At 68.4% G+C, this 25,655-nt stretch carries 21 protein-coding genes; 14 read left to right on the plus strand and 7 right to left on the minus strand.

What is annotated here, in order from left to right; translation table 11 throughout:
* The first annotated feature begins 402 nt into the window (after positions 1 to 402).
* From ACGF2V_RS20695 to ACGF2V_RS20745, 11 genes are all read left to right on the plus strand, one after another.
* Complete coding sequence (locus tag ACGF2V_RS20695) at positions 403 to 1,161, plus strand: GntR family transcriptional regulator (RefSeq protein WP_362708231.1); 759 nt, start codon at positions 403 to 405, stop codon at positions 1,159 to 1,161.
* A 2,666-nt stretch (positions 1,162 to 3,827) separates the two neighbouring features.
* Positions 3,828 to 4,184 carry a hypothetical protein gene (locus ACGF2V_RS20700; protein ID WP_362708234.1) on the plus strand — a complete coding sequence of 119 codons (357 nt, stop codon included), beginning with the start codon at positions 3,828 to 3,830 and terminating at the stop codon, positions 4,182 to 4,184.
* 748 nt (positions 4,185 to 4,932) lie between these two features.
* Positions 4,933 to 5,145: a hypothetical protein gene (locus ACGF2V_RS20705; protein ID WP_362708236.1), complete on the plus strand. Its 213-nt coding sequence runs from the start codon at positions 4,933 to 4,935 to the stop codon at positions 5,143 to 5,145.
* Between the two features lie 576 nt (positions 5,146 to 5,721).
* On the plus strand, positions 5,722 to 6,762 hold the full coding sequence (locus tag ACGF2V_RS20710; RefSeq protein ID WP_362708238.1) for an aldo/keto reductase: 1,041 nt from the start codon (positions 5,722 to 5,724) through the stop codon (positions 6,760 to 6,762).
* A gap of 43 nt (positions 6,763 to 6,805) precedes the next feature.
* On the plus strand, positions 6,806 to 8,053 hold the full coding sequence (locus ACGF2V_RS20715; RefSeq protein WP_362708240.1) for a methyltransferase domain-containing protein: 1,248 nt from the start codon (positions 6,806 to 6,808) through the stop codon (positions 8,051 to 8,053).
* A 126-nt stretch (positions 8,054 to 8,179) separates the two neighbouring features.
* The gene (locus ACGF2V_RS20720; protein ID WP_362708242.1) at positions 8,180 to 8,896 is read left to right on the plus strand and encodes a uracil-DNA glycosylase family protein; all 717 of its coding nucleotides are present in this window, start codon (positions 8,180 to 8,182) and stop codon (positions 8,894 to 8,896) included.
* A gap of 79 nt (positions 8,897 to 8,975) precedes the next feature.
* Positions 8,976 to 9,752: a nucleoside 2-deoxyribosyltransferase gene (locus ACGF2V_RS20725; RefSeq protein WP_362708244.1), complete on the plus strand. Its 777-nt coding sequence runs from the start codon at positions 8,976 to 8,978 to the stop codon at positions 9,750 to 9,752.
* Between the two features lie 163 nt (positions 9,753 to 9,915).
* The gene (locus ACGF2V_RS20730; protein WP_362708246.1) at positions 9,916 to 11,691 is read left to right on the plus strand and encodes an AMP-binding protein; all 1,776 of its coding nucleotides are present in this window, start codon (positions 9,916 to 9,918) and stop codon (positions 11,689 to 11,691) included.
* On the plus strand, positions 11,688 to 12,821 hold the full coding sequence (locus ACGF2V_RS20735) for a beta-ketoacyl synthase N-terminal-like domain-containing protein (protein WP_362708248.1): 1,134 nt from the start codon (positions 11,688 to 11,690) through the stop codon (positions 12,819 to 12,821). Before ACGF2V_RS20730 ends, ACGF2V_RS20735 begins: the two co-directional genes overlap by 4 nt.
* The gene (locus ACGF2V_RS20740; protein ID WP_362708251.1) at positions 12,818 to 13,843 is read left to right on the plus strand and encodes a beta-ketoacyl synthase N-terminal-like domain-containing protein; all 1,026 of its coding nucleotides are present in this window, start codon (positions 12,818 to 12,820) and stop codon (positions 13,841 to 13,843) included. The genes ACGF2V_RS20735 and ACGF2V_RS20740 overlap by 4 nt, the downstream gene beginning before the upstream one ends.
* Complete coding sequence (locus ACGF2V_RS20745) at positions 13,840 to 14,841, plus strand: alpha/beta fold hydrolase (protein WP_362708253.1); 1,002 nt, start codon at positions 13,840 to 13,842, stop codon at positions 14,839 to 14,841. Before ACGF2V_RS20740 ends, ACGF2V_RS20745 begins: the two co-directional genes overlap by 4 nt.
* Positions 14,842 to 14,918: 77 nt before the next feature.
* Here the strand turns inward: ACGF2V_RS20745 and ACGF2V_RS20750 are convergent, their stop codons facing one another.
* Entirely contained in the window at positions 14,919 to 15,308 is a 390-nt protein-coding gene (locus ACGF2V_RS20750; protein ID WP_362708255.1) for a hypothetical protein, read from the minus strand.
* A 360-nt stretch (positions 15,309 to 15,668) separates the two neighbouring features.
* Between ACGF2V_RS20750 and ACGF2V_RS20755 the strand changes: the two genes are divergently transcribed.
* Positions 15,669 to 16,034, plus strand: a complete 366-nt coding sequence (locus tag ACGF2V_RS20755) for a hypothetical protein (protein WP_362708257.1) — start codon at positions 15,669 to 15,671, stop codon at positions 16,032 to 16,034.
* A 67-nt stretch (positions 16,035 to 16,101) separates the two neighbouring features.
* Positions 16,102 to 17,202: an aminoglycoside phosphotransferase family protein gene (locus tag ACGF2V_RS20760; protein WP_362708260.1), complete on the plus strand. Its 1,101-nt coding sequence runs from the start codon at positions 16,102 to 16,104 to the stop codon at positions 17,200 to 17,202.
* A 285-nt stretch (positions 17,203 to 17,487) separates the two neighbouring features.
* Here the strand turns inward: ACGF2V_RS20760 and ACGF2V_RS20765 are convergent, their stop codons facing one another.
* The 4 genes from ACGF2V_RS20765 to ACGF2V_RS20780 form a co-directional block, all read right to left on the minus strand.
* Complete coding sequence (locus ACGF2V_RS20765; RefSeq protein ID WP_362708263.1) at positions 17,488 to 18,009, minus strand: NUDIX hydrolase; 522 nt, start codon at positions 18,007 to 18,009, stop codon at positions 17,488 to 17,490.
* 163 nt (positions 18,010 to 18,172) lie between these two features.
* Positions 18,173 to 18,652: a PPC domain-containing DNA-binding protein gene (locus ACGF2V_RS20770; RefSeq protein WP_362708265.1), complete on the minus strand. Its 480-nt coding sequence runs from the start codon at positions 18,650 to 18,652 to the stop codon at positions 18,173 to 18,175.
* The gene (locus ACGF2V_RS20775; protein WP_362708268.1) at positions 18,652 to 19,677 is read right to left on the minus strand and encodes an asparaginase; all 1,026 of its coding nucleotides are present in this window, start codon (positions 19,675 to 19,677) and stop codon (positions 18,652 to 18,654) included. The genes ACGF2V_RS20770 and ACGF2V_RS20775 overlap by 1 nt, the downstream gene beginning before the upstream one ends.
* 42 nt (positions 19,678 to 19,719) lie before the next feature.
* Entirely contained in the window at positions 19,720 to 21,723 is a 2,004-nt protein-coding gene (locus tag ACGF2V_RS20780) for a 6-carboxytetrahydropterin synthase (protein WP_362708271.1), read from the minus strand.
* A gap of 248 nt (positions 21,724 to 21,971) precedes the next feature.
* Between ACGF2V_RS20780 and ACGF2V_RS20785 the strand changes: the two genes are divergently transcribed.
* On the plus strand, positions 21,972 to 23,315 hold the full coding sequence (locus ACGF2V_RS20785; protein WP_362708273.1) for an XRE family transcriptional regulator: 1,344 nt from the start codon (positions 21,972 to 21,974) through the stop codon (positions 23,313 to 23,315).
* A 360-nt stretch (positions 23,316 to 23,675) separates the two neighbouring features.
* Here ACGF2V_RS20785 and ACGF2V_RS20790 read toward each other — a convergent pair whose 3' ends face one another.
* Complete coding sequence (locus tag ACGF2V_RS20790) at positions 23,676 to 24,164, minus strand: ATP-binding protein (RefSeq protein ID WP_362708276.1); 489 nt, start codon at positions 24,162 to 24,164, stop codon at positions 23,676 to 23,678.
* Positions 24,165 to 24,362: 198 nt separating this feature from the next.
* Entirely contained in the window at positions 24,363 to 25,604 is a 1,242-nt protein-coding gene (locus tag ACGF2V_RS20795; RefSeq protein WP_362708278.1) for a helix-turn-helix transcriptional regulator, read from the minus strand.
* Positions 25,605 to 25,655: the final 51 nt, after the last annotated feature.

Below are 25,655 nucleotides of genomic sequence, written 5' to 3' on the forward strand. Positions count from 1 at the left end.
GCGGTGGATCGCGCTGTGGAGTTGTTGGACGTTGCCGACATGACCGCAGGAATCCGCGTGCCTGCCGACGTGGTGGTACTGGCCACCTGCCGGGCGTATGCCGTGTCCCGTACTGCTCGTGGGGCGGTTGGCGCTGCAGGTGGGGGACCCGAACCGCCAGTCCTCGACCCTCACGGTCCGCCCAGATGTCAGGCGGTAGGCGAAGGCAGGGGACAAGCAGTCGCGCAACCCCTGGGTGCTGGGCTGCTCGGTACCGATCACAGTGAAGCAGAAGTTCCGTAAGGAATCCAAGAGGTTCCGTAAGGAACTTTCGCCTATGGTTCACGCGCCGGGGCGTGGCTTCATTCCGCGCCGTTCCGCCCCGTACGATCAGGGTCCGACGGGAGAGCTGGGAGGAGCGATATGACTGACGCGTCGAGCGCGCAGCGCGTGTTTGTGAACATCGCTGACCAGCTCCGCTCGGACATCGCGCGGGGCGTCTACGCGGACGGGGAGCGGCTGCCCGGCGAGGACGAGCTCGCGGCGAAGTTCCAGGTGGCCAGCCGGACGATCAACCGCGCCGTCGACCTCCTCAAGAACGACGGGCATGCCATTGGCCGACGTGGGTCCGGCGTCTACGCGCAAACCCCGCTCGCCATCAAACACGAGCCGTGCCCTGATCCCGCCGGGCCTCATGGGAGAGAAGGAGCTTGGGCTGCCAGCGAGCCTCGTGCCTTCGATATCGACTGTGTGGCCATCACCTCCGACCCGCCGCCAGCGGACATCGCGTCTACCCTCGGTCTCGACGCCGAGCAGGCAGCCCTCACCTGGATGGCACGGTTCTCCGTCCAGGGCCGGCCTGTGAGGCTGACGCGTATGTACGTTCCGGATGGGCTGGTGCCGGAGACCTCGGTCGCCCGACGCGACGCCTCCCCCCGTCGTCTGACCACGCTGCTGCACGACCTAGGGCTGTCTGCCGTGGATGGGGTCGTGCAGACCCGGGGGCGGGCACCTTCAGGAGAGGACTGCGACCTTCTCGAGATCCCCGTCGGGCGCTTCGTGCTTGATGCCCGCCTCACCGTTTGGGACGCCGAAGAGCGTGTGCTGGCGGTCGAGCAGACCGTGATGGACACCGCCGCGTACGTCGTGTCCCACTCCGTTGACCTACGGGAAGCCAGATAACAGGCTTCGCGTTCACCGCTCTTCACTGCCGATGGGCGCTGGTCGGCCGGCCGGCCGGTTGCCTCGGATTTCGGGCAACCCCCGGTCGAAGTCCTTCCTACGGCATCCTGCGTAGGACCTGCACGCTGCTCCTCTCGCTCGTCTCTGGTTGATCGCCGTAACAAGCAGCTTGGCGAGAAGGAAGATCGACTCCGACCTGGATGAGGCGTTCCTGGCCGGGACGGCAGGTCCCTGACTAACGCCGAACAGGCACGACTGGTCATCGACTCGTCCTCAGTCTGACCACCCGAGGGCGGTCCGCCGGCCCCGTTTACCCACCGTGGATGCCCCAGGTGACCCAAATCGCGGACCCACGCCCGTTGATGATCGAACCGTCGCTGATGCGGCACGCAGACGCGTGGGCCCCGGGTGTATAGCCGGTGTAGGCGTCTCGTCGGGAGCGTAGCCAACCACCTGCCCCTCTCGGGCCCAGTGGTGATAAGCCAATAACGAAGCAGCGGAGGTGCCCACCATGGGTGGTGGGATCGAGGCAGATGTTTCCGCCAGGCGCTCGGCCCCACTCCGCGGGCATGCCGTGCAACTACGAACCTTCACCCAAGGCAGGGCTGCACGGGCACGCTTCCGCACAACATGTGGGGGGGGGGGGGGGGGGGGGGGGGGGGGGGGGGGGGGGGGGGCGGGGGGGGGCGCGCGGCCGCGGGCGGGCGCGCCGCGCCCGCGCCCCCCGGGGCCCCCCCCCCCCCCCCCCCCCCCCCCCGCGCCCGCGCCCCCCCCCCCCCCCCCCCCCCCCCCCCCCCCCCCCCCCCCCCCCCCCCCCCCGGTGTGACGGTCGCCAGCCCCGCTCCCCGTGACGGAGAGGGCGAGATGACGTAGTCGTGAAGTGTGGCGGCGCCCTCGCGGGGCGCTCCGCCATGTGGCCGGGCCAGGTATTGGCGTACCTGACTCCGACCCTCCCGTCACCGCTCGGCAGCAACCCGAGCGAAGGCGCCGGTTGGTCGGCCTGTAAGCCGCCTCCACCGGGGATGTGATCCGACGAGGATCTCGAAGTCGCGGTGCGGCTTCGTGTTGCCTCCCTCTTCCCAGAACGAGGCCCTTAGACATGGTGCAGCATGGCGCTGCCCTCTGTCAGCTCTGGCATGACCAGGTGGCAGAGAATGCGCAGAAAGTCCCGAAGTTTGCCTGTGCCTGCGCGCCGCAGGAAGGCGTACACCGTGATGTCTCCCCGACAGCGGCCCTCGGAGCCGGCCCGGGTTTCGGAGCGACGCGATGACGTGGACCCGGAATCCGACCACCTCTGGATGCCGCGCCGCTGGGGATGCGAACCCGCCATCATCGGCAATGCCACGAGCGACTACGCGCCTGGACGGACACTCCGCTCCATCCGAGGCGCTTCGGCTCGGCAAGGCCATGCAGCGCCGCCTGCGCACCGCCGTGACGGCGGCAGTAGCCGCTGCCCGGCAAGCCGAGTCCCCTGACGCCGCCGTACTGGGACTCCTGGTCCTGATGGCCAAGACCTCCGCCCAGGACGGAACCGCTCGGATCTGGGCCTCGGAACTCGGGCGCTGGCTCGGCATCAGTCAGTCCGCTGTCGCCCACGATGTCCTTCCGGCGCTCCGGAACAGCGGTCTTCTGGCTACCCGCCCGCTGACCGATGCCGCAGGCCGGATAAGAGGTCTGGAGTGCGTCGTCATGCCGATGTGGCGCGCACGGCGGGAAGGCGACAACACCCACCCGCTGGCTCTCGCGCGCCCTGAACTCGCCACTCTCCTCCGCTTCCTGGAGGGCCTGATCGGGCCAGGATGGCAACCATCCGATCCAGGCAAGGCCGCAACCCCTGCCGGGCTCCTTGCCGAGCGCACGGGCCGTGGCGCCGCCACCGACCGTTTGGCCCTAGTCCTCATGGCCCTCAACACCACGGATCGCGGCCGACTGCGGCTGTGCCCGGGAACAGTCGATACTCGCCGCGGCCGTCCGGCCACCACCGTGGCACGCCTGCTGGCCGCAACCCCTGCTGCCGGTGCCAAAGTCCTGGCCCGGCTCTCCGCGCTCGGAGTAGTAGCGGTCGCCCAGCCCGCGACGGACATCGGTATGGGGGGCAAGAGCCGTGTGGTGCTGCCGGCGCTGGTCGATGCCCTGCGTCCTGCGCCTGCGTACACGTCCAGCAAGTGTCCTCACACCCGTCTCGACGAGGCATCCGGACATGCTCTTGGTGACAGCGCGGCCAACACGCCCTCACCGGGACCGATGCCAGCCCCTGGGGCAGCTCAGGAGCGCAATCCGATTCTGTCGGCGCACGATGGCGGTGCGACGGAGGGGGCACTGAGCCAGGAGCCACCGGACGAGGAATCCGATGACGCCGAGGGACGTCTTTCTGCACTCGGCGATCTTGTACGGCGCGGCCGTCCCCCCGCCCAGCGCCCCCAAGGGATGAGCCAGCTTTCTGAGCACATAGGGAGCAATGTTGGGGGCCACGACGGTGCTGTAAGGCCGGGTGGAGGACGCTCAGGACGCCGGCGGTGCCCACGAGACCGAGCAGTGCGGCAGCCAGGGAGACGACCTGGCCGACGATCTGCCGGGCGTAGAACAGGCCGCGGTCGTTGGCCCGGTAGGCCTCGTCGTGCCAGTCCGCGTCGTCGACGACCTCGAGCCGCACATGGGCGGTCAGGGTGAGGAACTCCGTCTCCAGCGCGGTGCGGATCGTCGGTGTCACCCTGGCCTGCGCGACGGCGACGCCCGCCTCCAGGAGCGCCCGGGCGGACAGGAAGCCGACCACGACCAGCAGTTGGGGGATGGCCGCCCGCACCCTGTCCGGGGTCGGCCCCTCGGCGAACAGCTCCCGCAGCACCGCAACCGACGCCATGAGCCCGAACGCCGTCATCGCGGCCGACGCCAGCTGCAGGATCACGACCGCGAGCGTCGCGGTCCGGTCCGCAGCCCAGGCAAGTCGGCCGATCTGGCGCACGATCCGCGGCAACCGAGCGAGGATCTGCCCCACCGTCGCCTTGGACGCGGCGCCGTCGTAGACGGACCAGTACGCCTCCTCCAGGCCGTCGGCGATGTCACCGTCCTGCGGACCGCCGGGCACGGCGGCGGGCGGCAGCGGAAGTTCCGCACCACGCGGGCCGGGCACCGCACCCTGGCTGATGCCGTCTGCATCACTGCCGCTGCTCATGCCCCCCACCTCGTATCCAGTCGTGCTGAGCGGCGCGCGTAGATGTCGGACTGCCGAGGTCCGCAGGTCGGTGAGGCGAGCGGGGACCGCCGCCGCTGTTCGAATCCGGAGCGATGGGCGGGAGCGGGCTCAGTGTTCACGGTGTGTCCTCCGTCTGGGCGGCCGGTTGGTACTGGTGCTCTAAGAACGCGCCGAATCCGGAGCCGTAACGGCCCCGGACGGGCGGATGTCTCGAACGTGAATGCGGTCCTGGTGTTCGGGGCAAGGGCCGCCTGGCTGGTTGCCTTTGAATCCACACGTTCGAGTGGTTGACGACGTGTGGCACTCGATCAGGGGCTTGCGCGCGGGCCTTCCACGGCCACGGGGCGGGACGGTTGCGCTTCAGCTCCGCCAGCACCGGCTGACTGAGGCGGGTGGGCAAGGGCGGGTTGCTGGGAATTGCTGACCTAGGTAGTCCGTAGTGATCAGCGGAGCGTCCCGTCTCAGCACCTGGATGGCAAGAGGGCCGAAGCGTGCCTCGATCTCCCCGAGCGTCCGCGGGTCGCACGCGGGCGAAGGCCCCGCGCACAGGCGGCGGGGTGACCGCGCTGGTGTTGAGAATGACGCCTATGCCGGTCTGGTGGCGCAGCCGGGGGAGGAGTTCCTCGGGGTGGAAGGTGCAGCGCTTCCAGGAGCTGCCCGGCCGGCTGACGACGCTGGCCAAAACTGTCTCCGCGTCGCCGATCGCATCGGTCAGCCAGGACAGTTCGGCCGGGGACAGCACCCTCGACGATCGCAGTCGCAGCAACGGGAAGAGGTTCCTCAGGGAGTAAAACCGGAGCTTCGGAGATCAGGGTCACCACGGGGTGCCCGACGTCCGAAGCCCAGGTGGCTAGGTGTGAACGGGGGACGCGGGCGACGCCCCGGCACGTCGAACTGCCGGTATCGCTTGCCCGCTTGAGAGCTGATCACCAGCCTGCCCTGACGCCACCTGTCGGGCCAGATGCACAGGGGCTCATATCGAGGGTCATTCAGTTCCGCCATTCAGCACGCAGCAGGCAGCCTCAAATCTGGGCATTTCTGTACCGAACGCCCGTGGACGGGTCTCCCCTTCTTGGAAATGACCCCCGATATGAGCCGGTGGGCAGCTGGACTTCCCGTTCGGACGAATGTGACGGTGGGAGCGGGGCTGATGAGAGCCGTGCTCCGCCCCACTTCTCTCCAGATTCTCCGGGCCTGCTGCATCGGCGCTGTGCTGCACCACGGCGAACCGAGCCGGCGCCCAGTCCTTCGCGATGAGAGCGAGCCCCGTGACCGCTTCACACTTACCCAGGCGACGCCTGGTCGCCGGATGGGACCAGCACCCTCTCGGCGTTGGTTGTCGGCCCATCGGGGGGCCGGCAACCAACATGGGACACGCCGCGGGATGGGCCTCCGTGGACGACGGCTGCGCGGTCGATGCCCTCCTGCGCGCCCGCGAAGAGGGAGCGACTGTCTACGACACCTCGGACGTCTACGGTCTCGGGCGCTCCCAGGGGCTGGTGGGCCGCATGCTGGCCCAGGTACCTCGCGAGAGCGTCAGCATCACCAGCACGGTCGGGGCCTTCAGGGGCACCAGCGTCAACGCCTACTGCTCCCTTCACCTACAGGCACAGGTAGAGCACAGCCTTGAGAACCTCGGCGTTGAATCGTCGGTTGTCCTGACGCTGCACCACACCGACTTCGGTCCTCGCGACCAGTACCTCCAAGAGGCACGGGAGACGCTGGAGGCCTTGCGTGACCTCGGCAGGGTCAAGGCGCTCGGAATGAGGGCGCCCCACGGGCTGGTAGCCGGCACTGCCTCGGGCGACCGCAACCAGGTGACTGCGGCTCGGTTCGCCTTCCTCGTCCAACAGTTCGGTCCCGAGGTCATCGCCACCCCCTTCAACCCGCTCATCCAACCACCCGAATCCGAGGCCGCCGACAGCGAAGAGGACGAGGACATCTTCAGCTTCGCCCGTCGCCACGGCATCGCCACCGTGATCTACAAGCCTCTGGGCCTGGGGCTGCTCACCGGCAAATACCTTCCGGACACGGTCTTCGGCTCTGGCGACGTCCGCTCCCGCATCAGCGCGCCGGTCCTGGACGCCGTCCAGCGAGGCCTACAGCCCCTGCGGGACAGGTTCGGACCTACGCCGCAAGATCTCGCCCGGATCGCCCTCCACTACTGCCTCAAGCGCTGCCCGGACTCGATCGTTCTGACCGGATTCAGCAGTTCACAACAGGTGGCCGTGAACTACCAGAGCTTCAAGAACGAACTGAGCGAACCGGACTACGAATTCGTCGACGCCGCTTGCTCGGCCTTGCGAGCCGAGCTGGTAGAGCTCGGCCAGCTCCGCTCAAGGGATGCGGCGTCCGTGCCATGTATCCCCGGGTCGAGCCGGCCTGCCCACGTCCCCGAGGAGCGATGACGCCCCCGGGCGTGCCGCGCAAGGTGAGAAACGGAGGCCCCACATGAGCCCCAACAGTATCTATTGGATGAAATACGCCATTGGCGTCGCACAAAGGGCGCCGCAGTCAGGTCGGCGGGTCGGCGTTGTGCTTGTTTCTGAACACGACGCGTTGATTTGCTCCGCCTTCGAGGGCGAAGTACGCGGCGCATCCTGGTACGGCACTCTGCGGCGCAGGATCCAAGAACTCGGAGCATCCAGCGCACACAGCGCATATCTGACGATCAACACCGTGTCGGCGGCCTGGTCGTTTGAGCTCGCCGAGCTCTTGAAGGAAGTGCGCATCGACAGGGTCTATATCGGTCTGCCAGACCCCGCGTTGACGAGTTACCTCGATGGCGACCCCGTCACCGCCCGAGGCCATGTACTCCGCTTCCCCGACGATCTTCAGCGCCAGATCCTGGAGCAGAACCGAGACCTCTACGCGGCGAGCGGGCAAAGCATCGAGTGCAACCCCCACTACTCCACCCATCGCATCAGCGAAGCCGTCTCCACCAGGCTGATGTCGATGGGCTTCGCGCTGACCAGGAGCGACGTCAACGCGCACCGGGGGAGGGTTGCGCTCGCCTCTCTCATCTGCCAGAGGTACGGGACAGAGTACAAAGAGGCTGACAACGCCGTAGGCGACGCACTGGCCGCAGCGTTCGACGCGAAGTACGGCACCTACGACTACGCGTACGACGCTCGCGCCGCCAACGCGGGGTGGGCCGACGACTTCATGGCGGTGTACAGGAGGTCATCCACAAGGTCCCTGACTGCTGTCAACATCCTCAACGTCGGCGTCGGCTCCGGCCACGAAGCCGCGGCTCTGTTCTCCGACTGTCCGCAGATCACCTTCGCCGATATCGCGGAAAGCGGCCTCGCGAACATAAGTGGACGCATTCCCTTGTCGAGAACCGTCGTCTCCAGTGCCGAAGACCTGTCCGCCCTGCCGGACGACAGTTTCGATCTGTATATCTCATTGAGGACGTACAACTCGTCATTCTTCGACACGTCCGCAGCGGCCTCGGAGGCGCACAGAGTACTGAAGCCCGGTGCGGCGATTATCGTCTCAGTGGCCAACGGATTTCTGTATACTCAGCGGGGCTGCGTCGTGCCGGGGCTTATCATCCCCGGCACTGAATTCGTCGACCTCTATCGCGGGATGGACACCGCCAATCTAATTGGTGCGGAGCTCGACGGCGCTGGATTCAAAGATGTCCGAATGTTTCCAACAAGTACCGAGATTTACCTTTCGGCGGTCGCCGCCTAACGTCGCCACCGCCCTCCGGCCGGCCGCGGTCGCGACGTCCCACCAGGCCCGCGGGAAGACTGAATCGCAGACAGCCGGTGCGGCCGGTCAGTCTGGAGCGACCAGCATGAAGGAAGGACTTCTGCAATGAACGGGCGAACGACCGTTGCCGATCGGATCCTGCAGTTCAACGAGGAACTCGCGGAGACGACACTTGAACTGCCGCCGGGATTCGCGGCCATCAACCCGTTCAGCGGCCCCCAGAAGGAGCGCGTCCACGAGGTGACGACTGCGTTCTACCACAAGTACTACGACGACGACAGGCCGCGCCGCCTGGTGCTGGGGAGTTCGCCCGCCCGACGGGGCACGGCCGTGACCGGGGTCCCGTTCGAAGACGCCAAGCTCCTCGAGAGCGAAACGGGAGTCGATGTCGACGGCTATGCGGTGAGCAGGCCCTCCGCCGGATTCCTGCATGACGTCATCGCGCGCTACGGGGGCCGGACAAGGTTCTACGCCGACTTCGTCATGAGCTTTGTGTGCCCTCTCGGTTTGATGAGAACGAATCCCCAGGGAAGAGAAGTCAACTGCAACTTCTACGAGAACAAGAAGCTGCTGGAGCTTCTGCACGATTTCCTTGTGGACGCCCTGGAGCGTCAGGTGGCATTTGGAACCGACACCTCGGTGTGCTACTGCATCGGCAGCGGCGAGAACTTCAAATTCCTCTCGAAGGTGAACGAGGGCCAGCGCTTCTTCAAAAAGATCGTTCCCTTGGAGCACCCGCGCTTCATCACACAATACAACGGGGTGAGAAAAGAAGAATTCGCCGAGAAATACCTCAGTGCTCTGCGCGGAGAAGGCGACTAGCTGTGCCGCCCTCGGCTGACTCCCCGCAGGCTGAGGGCGCCCAACGTGACTGATCGAGAAGAAGGAGAACAGCACAGTGGTGACAGAAGGCAGAGTCCTGGTCCACTTCGGCTCGGAACGCGTCAGCGTCTACCGCTTCCAGAGCGGCGAGCTGCAGCTGCTCACGAGGGAGCGGCTTCCGTTCGGAGCCAGCCTCGCCGGCGAGGCGCTGGCGGACAGCATCGGCGAGTTCTGCGCCGGGCTCAAGGAATTCGCCGAGGTAGTTGACAACAAGAGCACGCGGGTGCACGCCACCGGGGTCTTCCAGCAGCTTCCGCAGCCGGAGGCGGCCGCACTGGTCAACAGCGTCTACGTCGACACGGGCCTCTACTTCAACGTCGTGGGGCCCGAGCTGGAGCGGTTCTACCTGGACACGGGCATGTCCGCATGCGGTTCGGACGACATGGTGGACGGTCTGATCCAGCGCGAGTTCCGGACGGCAGTCGTCTGCGGGAGCTTCCAGCAGTCCCTAGGGCCCATCGAGGGCACCATCGCCCAGCTGCGCGAAACCGGCACCGAGGTGCTCAGCCCCCGCAGCACCAGGATCAAGCCGGAAACCGCAGGCACCGACTTCATCCTCTTCGACTACCAGGACCTGCTGAAGAACCACCGCGACACCTGGCGGCACAAGTACGTGCACATGGACGCGTTCCGGCAAGCCGACGCTGTCATCGTGTGCAACCCGGGTGGTCGCGTCGGAAGCGGCACCGTCTTCGAGCTCGGCTTCATGTCCGCGCTCGGCAAGAGGGTCATCTTCACGGAGGAGCCCCTGGGCGTATCTGTCTCCTTCCCCTGCGAGGTAGGCCTGGGGGCCTGAGAACACCCGCTGGGGCCTGCTGCACCTCACCCCGTTCCGGCATCTCCGCCCGGATCGCGTCTCGGCGAACGGCGCAGTCCCCGAAAGCAGGTTTTCGGCTCGTCCACTCTGTCCACCCCGATCCCGCTTCTCGGCTACGAAGACAAGGAAAGGACCCTCGCCGGTGGAACACATCGACATAACGCGCGGCAGGCTGCGAGAGATCGTGGCGTCTGTCCTTGAGGTGGACAAGGACGCCATCGAGCCAGGTGCCCTGTTCTATGAGGAACTCGGCATGACCTCCTTGGAGAAGGTCGAGGTCGTGGTCGCGGTCGAGCGCGAGTTCGGCCCCCTGTCCGCCCAGGAGGCGGCAGCCCTCACCAGCCTGGACGCCGCAGTGGCCGTGCTCGGCGAGCGGGCGAGGAACCTCCAGGGTGTCGACCTGATCGACCGCCTGGTGGCGGGCCATGTATCCGCCGGCCGGGGTGACCGGGCCAGCTACCTCGACCCCCAGGCCGGGGAGATCACCTACGCGGGCCTCCTGGAAGGAGCACGCGGGTACGCGGGCGCCCTCAGCGCAGCAGGCGTGCCCGAGGGCGCCCGCGGCCTCCTGGTCGCCGACGACTCCGTGGCGACCGTGGTCGCCGTCCTGGGCCTGTGGTGGCACGGCTGCGTCCCCGTGGTGATCAGTCCGATGCTCACGGACGACGAAGTCCGCTACATCGCCGCAGACTGCGCCGCGGCGGTGGTGCACCTGGACGCAGCTCCCACGCGGCAACGTGCCCTGGAGGAGCTGTTCGCGACGACACCCCGGTTCGCCGGCGCGGACGTCCGCGCCAGCCTGGCGACGGCCGAGGCCGGCCCCGCACGCCGCCCGCAGGAGGCCGGCCCCGCGGCCGCGTGGAGTGCGGGCCGTGAGGCGCTCGTGCAATACACCTCCGGAAGCACCGGCATGCCCAAGGGGGTGCGGCACTCGGCGGGTGCGATCGCGGCCATGGCCGACGGCATCGGCACGGTCCTGGCGCTGACGCCCGAGGACACCGTGCTGTCCAGCGCCCGGATGTCCTTCGGCTACGGCTTCGGCAGCTCCGTCCTGTGCCCGCTGGCAGCCGGCTCCCGCGTCGCGCTCATCAGCGGCACGGTCGACGTCCACTCGCTCGCCGCCGCGATGCAGCGCCACCGGCCCACCGTGCTGTTCTCCGTCCCCCGGCTGTACGCGGCGCTGCTGAACACCTCCGGGATGGCACTCGCCTCCGACTCCGTGCGGCTGTGCGTGGCGGCGGCCGAGAACCTGCCCGGTCCGCTCAGCGAGCGGATCCGCACCGCCTTCCACGTCGAGCTGCTCAACGGCCTCGGCGCTACGGAGGTCCTCTACATCGTCGTCGGCACGCCGCCGGGGAAGGAGCGTCCGGGGACCTTCGGGGTCCCGGTGCCGGGGATCACCGCGACCGTCCGCGCCGCGGACGGCACGCCCGTCGCCGACGGTCAGGAGGGCTGGCTGCACATCGCCGGCCCGACCGTCGCCCTGGGCTACATCGGCCGGCCGGAGGCCGCAGCGGTCACCTTCGCCGACGGCGGCGCCTACACCGGCGACGTGGTGCGCCGTGCGCCGGACGGCACGTTCACCCATCTGTGCCGCGCCGATGACCTGCTCAACCTGGGCGGCTATAAGGTCGTGCCCAGTGAGATCGAGAGCGTTGTCCGCGGTGTGGACGGGGTACAGGAGTGCGTGGTGGTCGGCGGCCGGGACGCCGACGGCCTGGAGCAGGCCGTGGCGTACCTGGTGGCCCGGCCGGGATCTGACGAGGCTGTGGTGCGGCGCGCGGTGCTCGCCGCGACCCGTGGCGGTCTCGCCGCCTTCAAGCGGCCCGCCCGTCTGGAGTTCCTGGACGAGCTGCCGACCACGTCGACCGGCAAGGTGGCCGCCTTCGAGCTGAGGAAGGCGGCTGCCCAACTGTGACCTGGGACATCACGGGTATGGCGGCCATCGCCAACATCGGCGCCGCCCCCGGGGAGATCTTCGCCGCGCTGTGCGCGGGCCAGGAGAGCCGCACGCCCCTGATGGCGTTCGACCCGGACAAGTACCGGGCGGCCTACGCCTACGAGATCGACGACCGGCCCGGGGGCGGTGACATACCGCGGCGCGCCACCCGCTGGCTGACCACCGTCGTCCGCCAGGCGGCCGCCGACGCGGGCCTGGGCGAGGACCTGGCCCATGTGCCCGTGCTGGTCGGGACGACCATGCGCGAGCAGCGCAGCCTCGAACTGTGGTGGCGTGACGACGCGGACGTCGTCCTTGAGGACCTGCACTTCGGCACCGCCCTGAAGGCGGCCTTCGGGGCGTCCACCACGTACACGTTCGCCAACGCCTGCTCCGCCTCGCTGTACGCGCTGGGCATGGCCACCGACATGATCGAGCTCGGCCTGGCTGACACGGTCGTCGTCGCGGGCACCGACGCCGCCACCGAGAGCGGCTTCGGCACGCTCGACCGGGTGCAGAACGACATCCCCAACGCGCTGCGCCCTTTCGACACCACCCACAAGGGCATGCTGATGGGGGAGGGTGCGGCGGCCGTCGTCGTCCAGCGAGTCGGCACCGGGGGTGGGCCCGTGCACGCTCGGGTGCGCGGTGTGTCCATGAGCTGCGACGCTCACCACGCCACCGCGCCTGACCCCGACGGCATCACCCGCGTAGTGCTGGACGCCTACCGCAGAGCGGGGGTGCGGTCGCAGGACATCGACCTGGTGATGCTGCACGGCAGCGGCACCCCCCGCAACGACGCGACGGAGTCGAGCGTCCTGCGCCGCATCTTCCAGGGCGCGGGACCCGGTCCGCGGATGACCGCCATCAAGGCGATGACCGGCCACACCCTGGGCGGCTCGGGACTGCTCAGCCTCGTGATGGCGGTGCTCGCTATGGAGAACGGGACGGTACCCCCGGTCCTGGGACTCGCCGATCCGATCCCGGAGGCCGCAGGGCTGGGCCTGGTGCAGGGCTCCCCCACCTCCGGCGACCTGGCCATCGCGCAGATCGACGCGTTCGGCTTCGGAGGGATCAACGCCGTCGCGATCGTGGAGGCAGCTCGATGAACGCGACGAGCACCGCACACACGAGGAACCCGAGCGCCCGGGAGGTCGTTGTCACGGGCGTCGGACTGGCGCTCCCCGGTGTCGCTACGTACGGCGACCTCCTCGGACCCCTGCCCGCCGAGGGCGGCTTCGATCCGGCCACCGGACTCATCGGACGCGAACTGCGCCACAAGGACCGCGCGTCCCGGCTCGCCCTGCGCGCCGCCGAGTTCTCCCTCCACGACGCCGGTCTCACCGACGCCGACACCACGTTCACCGGCGCGGCCGAGGCGACCGCCGTCGTGGTCAGCACCAACCTGGGCAACGCGGACAGCGTCTGCGAAGCCACCGACACCATCGCCGCAGCAGGCGTCATGGGCCTCAGCCCCTTAGGCCTGCCCCAGACATCGAGCAACGTCGTCGCCGGCTGGGTGGCCATCCGCTACAGTCTGCGCGGCCCCAACCTCACCGTCTGCAACGGCGTCACGAGCGGTCTGGACGCCCTGGCCTGGGCCCGGAACCTCATCGTGACCGGGCGCGCCGACGCAGCCGTCGTCGTCGGCGTCGAACCCGCCAACGACGTGGTGACGAAGGTCCTCGGCCGGCAGTCCACCGACGCGGCGGTCGCCGTCGTACTGGAACCCGCGGATGCAGCCGCCTCCCGTGGCGCACGGCCACGCGCCACGATCACCGGCTACGCACGGGCCCGGAACCTCGCCGCGGCGCTGGCCTCCACCGGCGTGACCGAAGAGGAGCCCGTCGGACTGTGGCTCGCGGACGAGGCGGAAGCCGCCGGGGCCGGGGCGGGCCACCTGCTCGCAGCCCCGCGCCGGATCGACCTGGAATCCCAGCTGGGCCCGCTGTCCGGGGCGCTCGGCGTCCTGCAGTGCGCTGCTGCGGCTGCCCATCTGGAGGGCGGCGCCACCGGCAACGTCCTCGCCACGGCCGGAGGCCCCCGCCACGACGCGACGGCCGCCCTGCTGCTGACCCCGTCGCCACCGGCCACTCGCCCATCCACGCAGGAACGAGGACAACACCCATGACCACGACGAGCGTGACCATCGAGGATCTCCGCGCCCTGATAGCCGGCGTACTGGAGACCGAGCCCGAGGAGGTCACCGACGAGGCGCACTTCGACCACGAGCTCGACATCGACTCGCTGCTGATGCTGGAGATCTCAACCCGCGTGGAGAGCGCGTACGGCGTCCCGGAGAACTCCGTGGCCGCCAGCGGCGCCACCACCCTCGCCGAGCTGCACGCCTTCCTCACCTCCAAGCTCACCAGCGAGACGCCGGCTTCCCCGCTCATCCGCCCCAGGCCGCTGAGCGAACCAGCGGCGCGCCTGTTCATGTTCCACCACGCCGGCGGCTCACACCTGCTCTACCGGGGCTGGGCGGAACACTTTCCCGCGAACTGGGAACTCTGCCTCCTGGAGGCCCCCGGACGAGGCAACCTGCAGGCCCTGCCGCTGATCGACGACTGCGATCAGCTGGTCGACTACTTCCACACCGCCATCGCTCCACTGCTTGACCGGCCCTTCGGGTTCTTCGGCCACAGCATGGGCGCACTGATCGCCTACCAGCTCACCCGCCGACTCCTGCGCCAGGGGGAACCGCTCCCCACCTGGCTGGGGGTGTCCGCCTACGCCGCCCCGCAAGGCGAAGCCGACGCCGACAGCAGCCCCCACCTGATGGCCGACGACGAACTGCGCACCTGGCTGCGGAGCGGCGGCGGCAGCCCACCGCAGCTCCTCGACAACGACGACGTCTGGCACAAGTTCGCTCCGGTGTTCCGCAGCGACTTCAAACTCGTGGACACCTGGACTCCACCCCGCACCCCCGAGCAGCTGCCCGTTCCGCTCACGGCATTCGCGGGCCGCCACGACAAGCTGATCAGCGACGACGATCTCCTTGCCTGGCGGGCGCACACGACGAACTTCCGCGAACTCGAGAGGTACGAGGGCGACCACTTCTACCTGACGAACCACCAGCAGCCTCTCGCTGCCGCCATCACGGCCGCCATGCGCTCCGCCGCCCCGTGAGATCGCTCTCACCACCACGCCACCCGCCAGGTGATCAGTCCCAAGGCGGTGTTTGCGGAGGGTGCGGGGGTGGTCCCTCAGGCGTCGGGGTCGACTTCGGGATGCGTGAACCGCACGGGCCTGCCCAGCGACCGGGCGTAGGCGATCTCGGCCCGGGTGCTGTCTCCGATGTAGTCGCCGACCACGAGCACCTCATCAGCAAGCAGGATCTTCGACCGATGCAGCGCGTCGAGCCGAATCTTCAGCGCCTCAGCCTCGACATGATCCGACCACAGCTCGTGCGGCGACTTCAGGTCGCAACCTGGCTTGACGACAATCCGTCCAGCCATGGTCTCCCGCAGATCGGCCTCGGCCATCTCGGCCATGAAACGAGTAGAGCCGCAGATCGCGACGATACGCGGGAAGCTCAGCAGCTTCTTTGCATCAGCGAGCTTCTCCTCGGGGGTGATCAGCTGCGGGGACGACACTGCTTCCTCCTGGTGGTCTGGCCCGAGGGGTGCCTGCGGAGACAAGAACGAAGGCGTCCAAGATCGCCTTACGGCGAACATCATGGCCACCCTCGCGCCAGCACTCTATGCGACGAGCCCCCCGACCTGGTGCCGTGGCGCCCGCCGGTCGGCCTTACGCCCCCGCCTGAGCGAGACCGAACTGATCACCTCGCCACGAAAAGCCGGCGTCGCTTACCGCGTTCACCCCCTCGATCAGCCGAGTCACGCGCCCGGGGGCCGCGGTGTCGGCTTGGTCGGCCGGTCCCCTTCCGGCAGCTGGTGGAGGTGCCGGATCGGGCTCGGGTACTGCGACAACCCGAACGAGGGAGGCGCAATCCGATGACCGCCTTGACGGAGCGTCCGTCGACGATCTTGCAGCCCCGCTGCCCCCGGCGTGGCCCGCCGCAGTTCGCTGAGCACCTGGCGGCCTCGGTCCGGGCCTGGGACCGTCATGTGCGCGCCGAGGACAACCGCCAGCACGTCGATCCGATCCTGACGGTCCATCCGGCTGGCACGCCCGACGAGCAGGTGCCTCCAGGCGACATCCTGGACAAGGAACACAGCCGAATGGTGATCCGGTGGCCCGGACGTGAGGCCCAGCGGGTCGCGCTCGGCCAGCTGCTGCAGAGGTGTCCACCCCACGTTCACCCCGCCATCACCCGCCGAGCCGAGCACCTCACCGGCACCCCCGTGGCCGAGTCCTGATCGCCCCAACCACCTGCCGCCCGCTCATCATCTGACCACTACCGCTGTGTGCTTCGACGAGGAGACCATGTCCACCGCATCTCACCAGCCCGCCAACAAGCCCGTCGCCGCGCCGTCCACACCCGGCCGCACCGCGGAGGGGGAGCAGCTCATGGCGATCGCCGACACGCTGGTGCTCGCGTACGGACTGCACCCGGCAGAAATCACGCGGATCCCGGAGGGCACCTCGACGGACAACTTCGCCGTAGTGGACCAGACGGGCCGTCGGCACTTCGTCAAGGTCTATCGCACTCGAGATAACTTGGCTCTGGAGCGGGCGTCGGTTGAACTGTCCGAGTACGCCGCCGACGGAGGTGTCGCGACCGCGCGGGCAACCCGCACGCGCGAGCACGAACTCCTCGCGACCCACGGCAGCCTGCCCATGTCACTGTGGTCGTACGTGCCACACACCGAGACTGCCGAGGGCACCCTGACCGGTGCGCGGTGGGCAGCGGCCGGCGCTGCGATGGGCCTCCTCCACCGCCGACTCGCCACTCACCCCGCCGTCGCACCCACCCTGGAACCTGGTGCCGCGGTGTGCGACGTGGCCGCCGCACGTGACCGCTTCGAGAGACTGATTCTCGCGTTCCAGAACATGCCCAGGCTCGGGGAGTTCGAGACATGGGCGCTGCAGGCGGCGCGTGAGCGGCAAGCCGTCTTGGGGGACGTCGAGCGCATCCTCGCTTCGCTTCCACAGCTGACGGTCCAGGTCATGCACGGCGACATGGCCGGTCCCAACGTCCTGCTGAAGAAGGACGATGTCGCCGCGTTCGTGGACTTCGGACCACCCACACCTGGGTACCTCGCCTGGGAAATCGTGCGTCTTGGCTGTGACCCCAAGAGCTGTCTGGCCAACGGTGTTGAGAGGTGGCTCAAGGGATACACCGATCTCGCCCTCGCCTATCGAGACGTCAACCCCAAGGCGCCCGTGGACGACCTCTTGTCCTCGCTTCGTGTCGGCTGTGCAGCCATGCTCTGCGCGGCCTTTCCGTTGTCGACACCAGTGGAACGACCACACCTCGTCGACGCCGCACTTGAGTCCTACGCGCGGGCACGGCACGAGGCAGCTCTGATGCTGCTGGAGCGGCTACCTGTCTTGGAGGAGCCCCTGCGTGACACTCTTCGCTGAGTTCATAACCCTCATGGCCATGCAATGCAAGCCGCAGGCCCGGACAGCGAACTCGACTGTCCGGGCCTGCTGGAGCAGCAGGGCACTCAGGGCCGGCCGAGGGCCTCCATCTGGTGGGCGCGGTAGTACAGCCAGGAGTCGCACGCGGCGTGGGGCCTCGTCGGTGGTGGACTGATTGCCGAATCCGTTGTCGAGGGACGGGGTGATGCGCATGCGGAAAGCGCGGCCGCCGCGCCCAGAAAGCGGAGGTGGCGGCCGCGGCGGGTCAAGAGGACTGGGCCGCGATCATCTGGTGAGCTGGTCCACCCGAAGCAAGTCGTCCGGGCCGATGTGGATCGCGGCGACATCGGCGAGCCACTGCATCCATACCGGCTCGACGCCGGGCGCAGCCTCGAACTCGGCGTCCGTGATACGCCCCTTGGCGTAGGCGACTGTCCGGTCTGCCAATTCCTGTAGGGCGTCGGGCGTGATCCAGCGGACGTTCTTCGTCTCGCGGGCGCTCGGGGTGAGATCGCCGGTGACGGTGGCCTGGTAGATGGTCCAGTCGTGGCCGGTGCCGCGTGCGCCGGCGAGGCGGCGGCATCGGTTGCCCCGCCAACAGCCGGTGGCATGGGTGAGGTCAGTGACGGTGAGGCCGAGTTCTTCCTCGACCTCGGCGCGGGCCGCGTCCTCGGCGGTCCCGTGGTCGTCGATGTGGCCGGCGGCTGGGGCCGTGCCGGGCGGGAAGGTGGCGCGGTCGAACATCAGGAAACGGCCCTGGTGATCGGTGATGACGATGCCGACCGAGGTGTTGTCGCAGGTCTTCATGGTCTCGCTCCTCGTGGGTGCTGAAGGTGACCGGCGCACCTCGTACGTGGACCGCTCCTCACCTGGCGAGGCCATGCTGGCCCGACCGTTCCGGCCCGGCTCGCCGGGGCGATGCGGCAACCAACGCCGAGGCCATCGCGCCGAGCTCGGGGCGGAGCGGGGGTCACAGGGTGTCGGCCTCGGGGAGCAGGGCGAAGGACAGGGTCGGGACGGCGTGTGATCCGCACAGCGGTCGCAGCATCTGAGGGGAGACGACCTCCTGAAGGAACATCTCCTGGATGAACTGCACTTCCGCCCGCAGCAGATGAGACACGCTCCCCGCCGCAGCGAGGTCCTTGCGTCCGACCGCGACATGGATGTGCGGGGCGAGGGCGTCGTTCTCCGGGCTCCAGGCGAGGGTGGCGGAGCCGACGGCTTCCACCGTGTGCAGGACCGTCTCGTCCCAGACAGGTGCTTCCGGGTCCTCCAGCGGGCCGTTCGTCCCCACCAGAGTCACCTGCCGGAACCCGCCGAGGAACATAGGGATGATCGCCTGCCGGATCCCCATCTCGGCGCAGAAGCCGGTCAGCTCCGCGACGAAGTCGTCGCCGTCATCGAAGGCCAGCGCGAAGCTGCGCCCCATCGTCAGTTCTGTGTGCCGCATCAGCCACGTCCCTCCGTAGTCGTCCCGGCGGGAGCGAAGGTGGCAAGGATCGTGTCGCGGTCGGCGCCGCTGCGCAGCAGGACTGTCAGCAGATGGCGGGCTTTGTACGGGTCGAGGTGCCCGGCCCCGATCAGGCCCCGGTCCAGCAAGTCCTTCTCCGAGCCGTCGAATCCGTACGCGTGCGTGAGGGTGGTGCCGCCACCGGTGCGGGAGGCGAGGACGATCGGGATCCGCTGAGCGGCCTCCTGGAGGATGGGGACCCAGGTCGCGGGCACGTGACCGACGCCGAAGGCGGCGATGACCATGCCGTCGACCTGTTCGAGGAGCGGCGCCAGCAGCGTGCCGTCGTCGCCGAGGGACGCGGGGTATACGCCGACGCGGGCCGGGCGGGTCATCGCTGCGGAGAGGGGGAGGGGTTTGTGCGCGGGGATCGCAAGGAGCCGCAGGCGGCCTTCGGCCACGGTGCCCAGGGGACCGGTGTCGGGTGCGGTGAACGCGTTCGTGCTGGTGCTGTGAGTCTTGCGGACGTTCGCGGCGTCGAAGATCTGGTCGTTGAAGACGACCAGGACGCCCAGGCCGCGGGCCTGGGGGCTCGCCGCGACGGTGACAGAGGCGAGCAGGTTGGCCGGTCCGTCGGCTCCGGCCAGGTAGGGGGCGCGCATCGCGCCCGTGATGATCAGAGGCGTCTCGCCCGCGTACAGCAGGCTCAGCAGGTAGGACGTCTCCTCCAAGGTGTCGGTCCCCTGGGCCACAACGAAGCCGTCGAACGTGCTCTGACCGTCCATGGCCCGCAGCTGGCCGGCGAGCTCCGCGATCTCGTCGAACGTCAGGGAGGCACCCGGCTTGGTCGTGAACGACTGAGTCTTGACGACGATGCCGGTGTCGGCCAGTTGCGGCACGGCCGCGAGCACGTCATCCGCGCTCAGCGTGGGTTGCGCCGCGCCCTCAGCGGTGGTGGGGGTCATCGTGATGGTGCCGCCGAGGCTGATCACGAGCACCGTGGGAGGAAGGGAACTCGGCTTCAACGCACATTCCTCGGATCGCGGGTGGAGCAGGGCGAGTTGAGCCTATCGGCCGTCACATGGGCTGCCCAGCCTGCCGATGAAGCGCAGGGTCTGGTCGAGCGCCTTGAGCGTGAGAAGGCGGCTGCGGGGACGCAGCATGCTGGTGAGCCCCTCCTCGGCGAGGCCCTGGCACCGGCCGGTCAACCAGGTCCAGTCCAGGTCGAGGTAGTCGGCCAGGGCCTGCAGCCGTGCCGTCGGCGTCGGCCCGGCGACCAGACTGTGAGCCCGCGCGTGGCCGAGGACCTCCTGGTAGGGAGCCACCTCCCGTCGCGCGCTGGTAGTGGCGACCCGCCAGACGGATTCTTCGCGTACCCAGTTCGCCAGGATGGCCTGGTTGCGTGCCAGGACGAATCCCTCGACCTCTTGGTACTCCTGCTCCGTGCTCAGCCACACTTTGACCCCGTACATCTCCATCATGGCAATCGTGAGGAACAGAAGAATTCGCTCATAAATCTCGCTTGATCGAACGACGGGCTCTGGGACGCAAATCGCGCGACCGAGTGCGCTTCCTGGTCCCGCGAAGCGATCGGCGACGTTCTGCAAGTAGTCGTGTTTGTGCCTGAATAGCAACCATGGTGCGCATTCCTCCCCGGTGGCTTCACGGGTCCAGAACGCCGGCACGTCGGGAAGGTCACCGAGATGGCGGACGATGTACTGGGCGCAGAGACTAGAGCCCAGCCACGCGGCGCCGATGGGGGAGAGGTCGGGCATATCGGATCGCGGCGGCGCCGAGTTACTTATCCTGACGTAGTGCCGAAGTTGCTCGGCCCGGTCGGAGAGCGGATTGTCATCCGCCAGCAGACCGTCGTCCATGACGTACAGCGCCCAGATGATCGCGTAGACCAGGTCGTCCAGCTGGTAGGCGAGCGGTACACGCGGGTCCTGACCAACAAAGAGGTTCTGGCGGGCGAGCGCGGCGTCCATCACGTACAGGCCGGACCCGCCGGCGGCCCCGGGAGAGGCCAGAATCACGCCCCTGCGCGAGGAGCGGACGAAGGTCTCCAGGTGGGGGAGGTCTGCGGAGCTGATCTCCATGACGTCGCCGCGGGGCTCAGCTTCATAGATCTGCACGCCGATCGAGGTGCCGTCGAAGTGCCGTCCGCCGGCGAGCTCCCAGCTGCCGAAGATTCCAGCGTCCGGTTCGCCGGGGACGTGCCGGGACGTGGGCCAGGTGTAGTCCAGGGTTCGTACCGCGGTGCGCGTCCTTCGGTCCAGCGGGCGGGGGCGGACGATGTCGCGTACGGGGACGAGCTGGAAGAGGGCCTCGACCTTCTTGCCGAAATAGGCCTCGAGGATGGTGCGCAGGTCTCCGCGGGGAATGTGGGTGCCGGCCAGCCACCGTTTGTAGGTAGCCGGGGAGGGCCGGACCCTAGCGAGTCGCGGCTCTTGTAACACTTTCGCGGCGTCGTCGGCCATGATCGGCCAGAGGACCCGGAACTTGTTCGGCGAAGCGCAGTTGAGCTCCGGAGCGTCCAGCAGGTGATACAGGAGCGGTACGACAGTCCGGGCCCGTAACTCCTCCGGTTGAGTCATGTCGTCCTCCTTGATGTCCCCAGAGCCGCAAGGCTGCTCGCTGGGTGTTCGTTCGCTGCTTCGGTGTGCCCGCGGTCCGCGAGCTGGCAGCCGGTCCGCGCCCAGCGAGCAGGCAGGCGGGCGAACCGCAGCACGCCTACGGCGGCCACCATGCCCGCTGCGCACCACCCCGGCCAGGAGCTGGACCAGGCGCTCCGAGGTCGGCTCGAAGGAGACGATCTCGAGCAGGTTGCGGTGGTCCAGCTCGGTGTCCAGGAACTCCTTGAACGGGGCGAGTGAGCTGAAGTCCGTAACGAAGCCGGGCTCCTCCAGGGCGGGAGCGATCAGGATGACCTTGACCTCGTAGCTGTGCCCGTGCTGGAGGGCACACTTGTGCTCGGACGGGAGTCCGGCAAGCCGGTGGCCGGCCTCGAAGCCGAACTTCTTGCCGATGGTAAAGGCCCCGGGCAGCAGCGGAACGGAACTGAGATCCATGATCTTCCTTCGTGAGTCGAGGACAAGGCGGCTCTGACCGCCAGGGGGATTCACTTAGGAGTCGGCCATCGGGCTCGAGCACCGGTGGACCGTTCGCTCGCACGTTGTGCCACGGCCAGACCGGTCACCGTCACCCGACGAGTACACCCAACAGAGGTGCCAAGAACTAGTGTTTGAGGGTCATGCAGGGGTCATGCAGATGCCGGAATCCGGCCCCGTCCCAGCCCTTCGGGTGCTGAGATGGAGAGGTGGACGCGTTCCCCCAGCACCCGCTCGCCATAGCCCGCTCCCTGTACGACCTGTCGCAGGCCGATCTTGCCGAAGGCATCAAGAAAGCGGCGCGCCGCCGTAACCGGAGGGCTGGCACAACAAAGCAGCAGGTTTCCGTGTGGGAGCGGCCAGGGGCTCATGCGCCGACTCTCTGGTATCAGCTGCTGATCGCCGACGTCTTCGGCATCGACTCCGATCTCGTGACCGCACTGGGCTGGCCGTACTGGCTGCCTGGAAGCGAGGCGCCCGTCCCTCTGGGCACAGGGGCGACGGTCACCGCTCTTAGAGAGGCCCAACGTCGCACCATGATCAGTCGCCGTACGCTCCTTGGAATTGCACCAGCCGCACTCACGACCCTCGCCCAGCAGTGGGCGGCTCTCGATCCTGCCTTGGGCGCCTCGGCCGCCGACGGTCAGGCACTCGCCCCAGAGCTCGTCACCTGGCTGGAACACAGTGCCCAGCACCTCACCAGCCTGGCCACCGCGGACCGCCAGCACACGACCCAACTCCTCGACAGCTACTACGACACCGTCGTCGGATGGCTTGAGAACGGCCGGTACGACGGGGCAACCGGCTCCCGGCTGCACGTGCTGGCCTCCTCACTCGCCCAGACCATTGGCTGGCACCGCTTCGACCACGAAGATCACACCGCGGCTGGCCACTACTGGAGTGCCGCCCTGCACGCAGCCCATCAGGCTGGCGATACGGACAGAGGTGCAGGCGTTTTAGCCGATTTCGCCTACCAGAGCATCTGGCTTGACCAAGCCGCACCAGCGATCGACGTCCTCGACCACGCGCTCAACCGGACCCAGGACCCCACCGCCCGCTCACTGCTCCACCTACGCAAGGCCCGAGCCCACGCCATGAACGGAGACGCCCGCGACTGCCGACGTGCCCTCAAAGCAGCCGAGCACGCACTGGATACGGCCGTAGCCGCACCACCAGCATGGTGCAACTGGTACAACCTGGCAGACCTTGCCGTCGACTCCGGCCGATGCCTCATCGACCTCGGCGAGACCGGCCCCGCCCTGCGTCAGATCAGCCAGGGCATGGCCCTGCTGCCCGCCGCCCGGAACAAAACGCGTGCCGTATTCCTGGCCTATGAGGCAGAGACACTTCTACGCCAAGGGGAAATCGACCATAGCGCTGCAACTGCCCAGGAGGCGCTCATCCTTGCCCAACAGATCGGCGCCTCGCGCTGCGTACGCCAGATCACCAGCCTCTCAGCCGACTTCCAGCCCCACCGCAAAGTCCAAGGCGTCCAACAGCTCCTCAGCGCCCTGCGCTCTGAGAGCAGAGTCAAGGCCGCGACGGCAAGGTAAATGCGCTGGGGACCGTCAGCGGGGGGCGGTGGACGGCCCCGGCAGTCAGAGGGCCGCCGGTCCGTCAGACTCCGGCACGCCGAGGGTTTGGCCCTGGTCGCCGGGGAGATGGACCACAGCAGCGTTGTCGACCGCTTCGGGCCGGTCGAGGGAACCGGTCGCATACGCTGGTGGACCAGTCCCGGCGCTCCGGGGACTCCGCCCGCTCTGCGGCGGGCGGAGGCGTAGCGGCTTTGAGCCGTGTCCGAAGAGATGCCGAGTGCGACGGCGGCCTGTTTGACCGTCAGGCCGTCGGCCAGCACTACCAGTGCCCTCTCGCCAGCGGTCAGTCGGACGGAGATCACGGACGTCTCCTCGTGGTCAGTGGGGCAGTGCGATGGCGGCGATCGCCGCAGGTGACCGGACAGTCTGCGACCGGCGGGAGTGGGCCGCCACGGGAGCCAGGGGAAGACGGATGACGATCCGCTTGCCGCCCGTGGCGTCCTCCGGAAGAACCTCGACTCTGCCGTGGATTTCCTTCACTAGGGCGTCGACCAGGAACAGGCCGCGGCCACCGAGGCCGTGTGCGGCGGGTAGTGGCTTCGGCTTGAGCGGGTGGGCATCCGCGACGGCCAGCACCAGCGCGGTCTGCTCCTCGAGAGCGAGGGTGACCGCAGCGGTGGGCGAGAGCACGGCCGCATGTTGCACCACGTTCGTCACCAGCTCGCTGATGATCAGGCAGGCGGTGCCCACGACCTCCTCGGACATGCCCCAGTCTGCAAGGACCTTGGCCGTTTCGCGACGGGCCAGCGGGACGTACTCGGCCTCGGAGATCACCTGGAAGTTGTGGCGCATCACAGTGCTGGACATCGCGAAACTCACCCTCTCTCCGAGCGGCAGTCGCCCGGACCGTGACCGAAGGTAAGGCCCCAGCACACGGAGGTGTTCACAACGGTGAACCCGCGATCCCCTAGCCCGGATCAGTGTCGGACAGCGAGGAACGCTGGCCCAGGTGCGAGAGTTGCGTACAGACCCACGCGTTCAGTCGAATCAGGGAGACGCCGCTGGTCAGAGAGGCAAGCCGATGCGGTGGGCCAGGCCGCGCAGGTCCCGCGCTGCGTGGGCGGGCAGCTGCCGGTCGGTAAGAAACTCGACGGTGTTTCTCACCGGTGCGTTGGCGTGGATGCGTTGCGGTGCGATCTCCTCGGCGGTCAGCAGGGCGGCGACCGCCTGGGCCTCCCGGCCTCGCAGATGGGCCAGCGAACGGCCCAGGTCGGCGTGGAAGGCGGCCTGCCGTCCCGGAGCCTGCGCCAGCGTCTCGGGGTGGACCCCGTCCCCGGCGGTGACGGCCACTCCGTGCAGACCGAGGTCGGTGTTCAGGCTCACCTTGTGGATGCCGACGTTGGTGGGGCCGAAGTTCAGGTGCCAGGCCCGCGTCTCGCCGGTGCGGCCGGCCAGCTTGGCAGCCTCCGCCAGATGGCCGCGGACATCCTCGGCACGGGTGTTGCCGGGCCGCTGCCGGTCCTGGGTCAGCGAGGTGGCGGAGATCAGGTGGAGTTCGCCGAGCAGCGCATAGGCATCAGGGCTCGTCAGGTGCGCTTCGAGGGTATTGGCAGCGGCGGTGGCCTGGGCCAGGGCCTGGGCGGGACTCCCGGCCGCCATCAGCACGTGGGTGTGGAAGAAGCCGGACAGGGCGCAGTAGACCGGGTCGTCCAACTCCGCGATCGTCTCAGCGGCACGGGTCACCGCGATGAACGCCAAGTCGGTGTAGCCGAGGTTCTTCAGCAGCAGGGTGCAGGCCGGATGATAGGCATCCGCGAGCAGTTTCAGCAGTCCGCGGCGGGCGGCGCCGCCGGCGGCCTCGGCGGCGGCGTGCAGATCGGCCAGCAGCGCCGGCAGCCCGGCAGCGAGGGTGCCGTATTCGGCCGCGTGATAGAGCCGGTTGGCCTCCGCCACCCGTTCGGTCAGCACCGCCGCCGAAACCCCCGGTGGGCGGCGGTCCGGTGGGGTGGCCATGGTCAGGCCCATCAGCGTCAGCCGCAGGGCGGGGACCGCCTCGTGAGCCGCGCTGGTGTGCGGGTCCACTGGGGCGAAGGGCTGGCCGGTCAGTTCGGACGGGGCGATCTGCAACGCCTCAGCGAAGGAGGTGATGAGGCTGGAGCGGTCCAGCAGCCGACGGCCGTTCTCCACCATCGACAGGTAGCCGACCGACACCCCGGCCAGGCCCGCGAGGCTGCGCAGGCTCATCCCGCGCTGGCGGCGGGCCGAGCGCAGACACTCGCCGATCCTGACGGCCTGCTCTTCGTTCATCGCCCTCGCCTCAACTCCCGCTCCCGTGCCTCAGCCCTAGCGTAGGGCGAG

It is taken from the genome of Streptomyces sp. NPDC047982 (genome assembly GCF_043204165.1).
Taxonomy (GTDB): domain Bacteria; phylum Actinomycetota; class Actinomycetes; order Streptomycetales; family Streptomycetaceae; genus Streptomyces.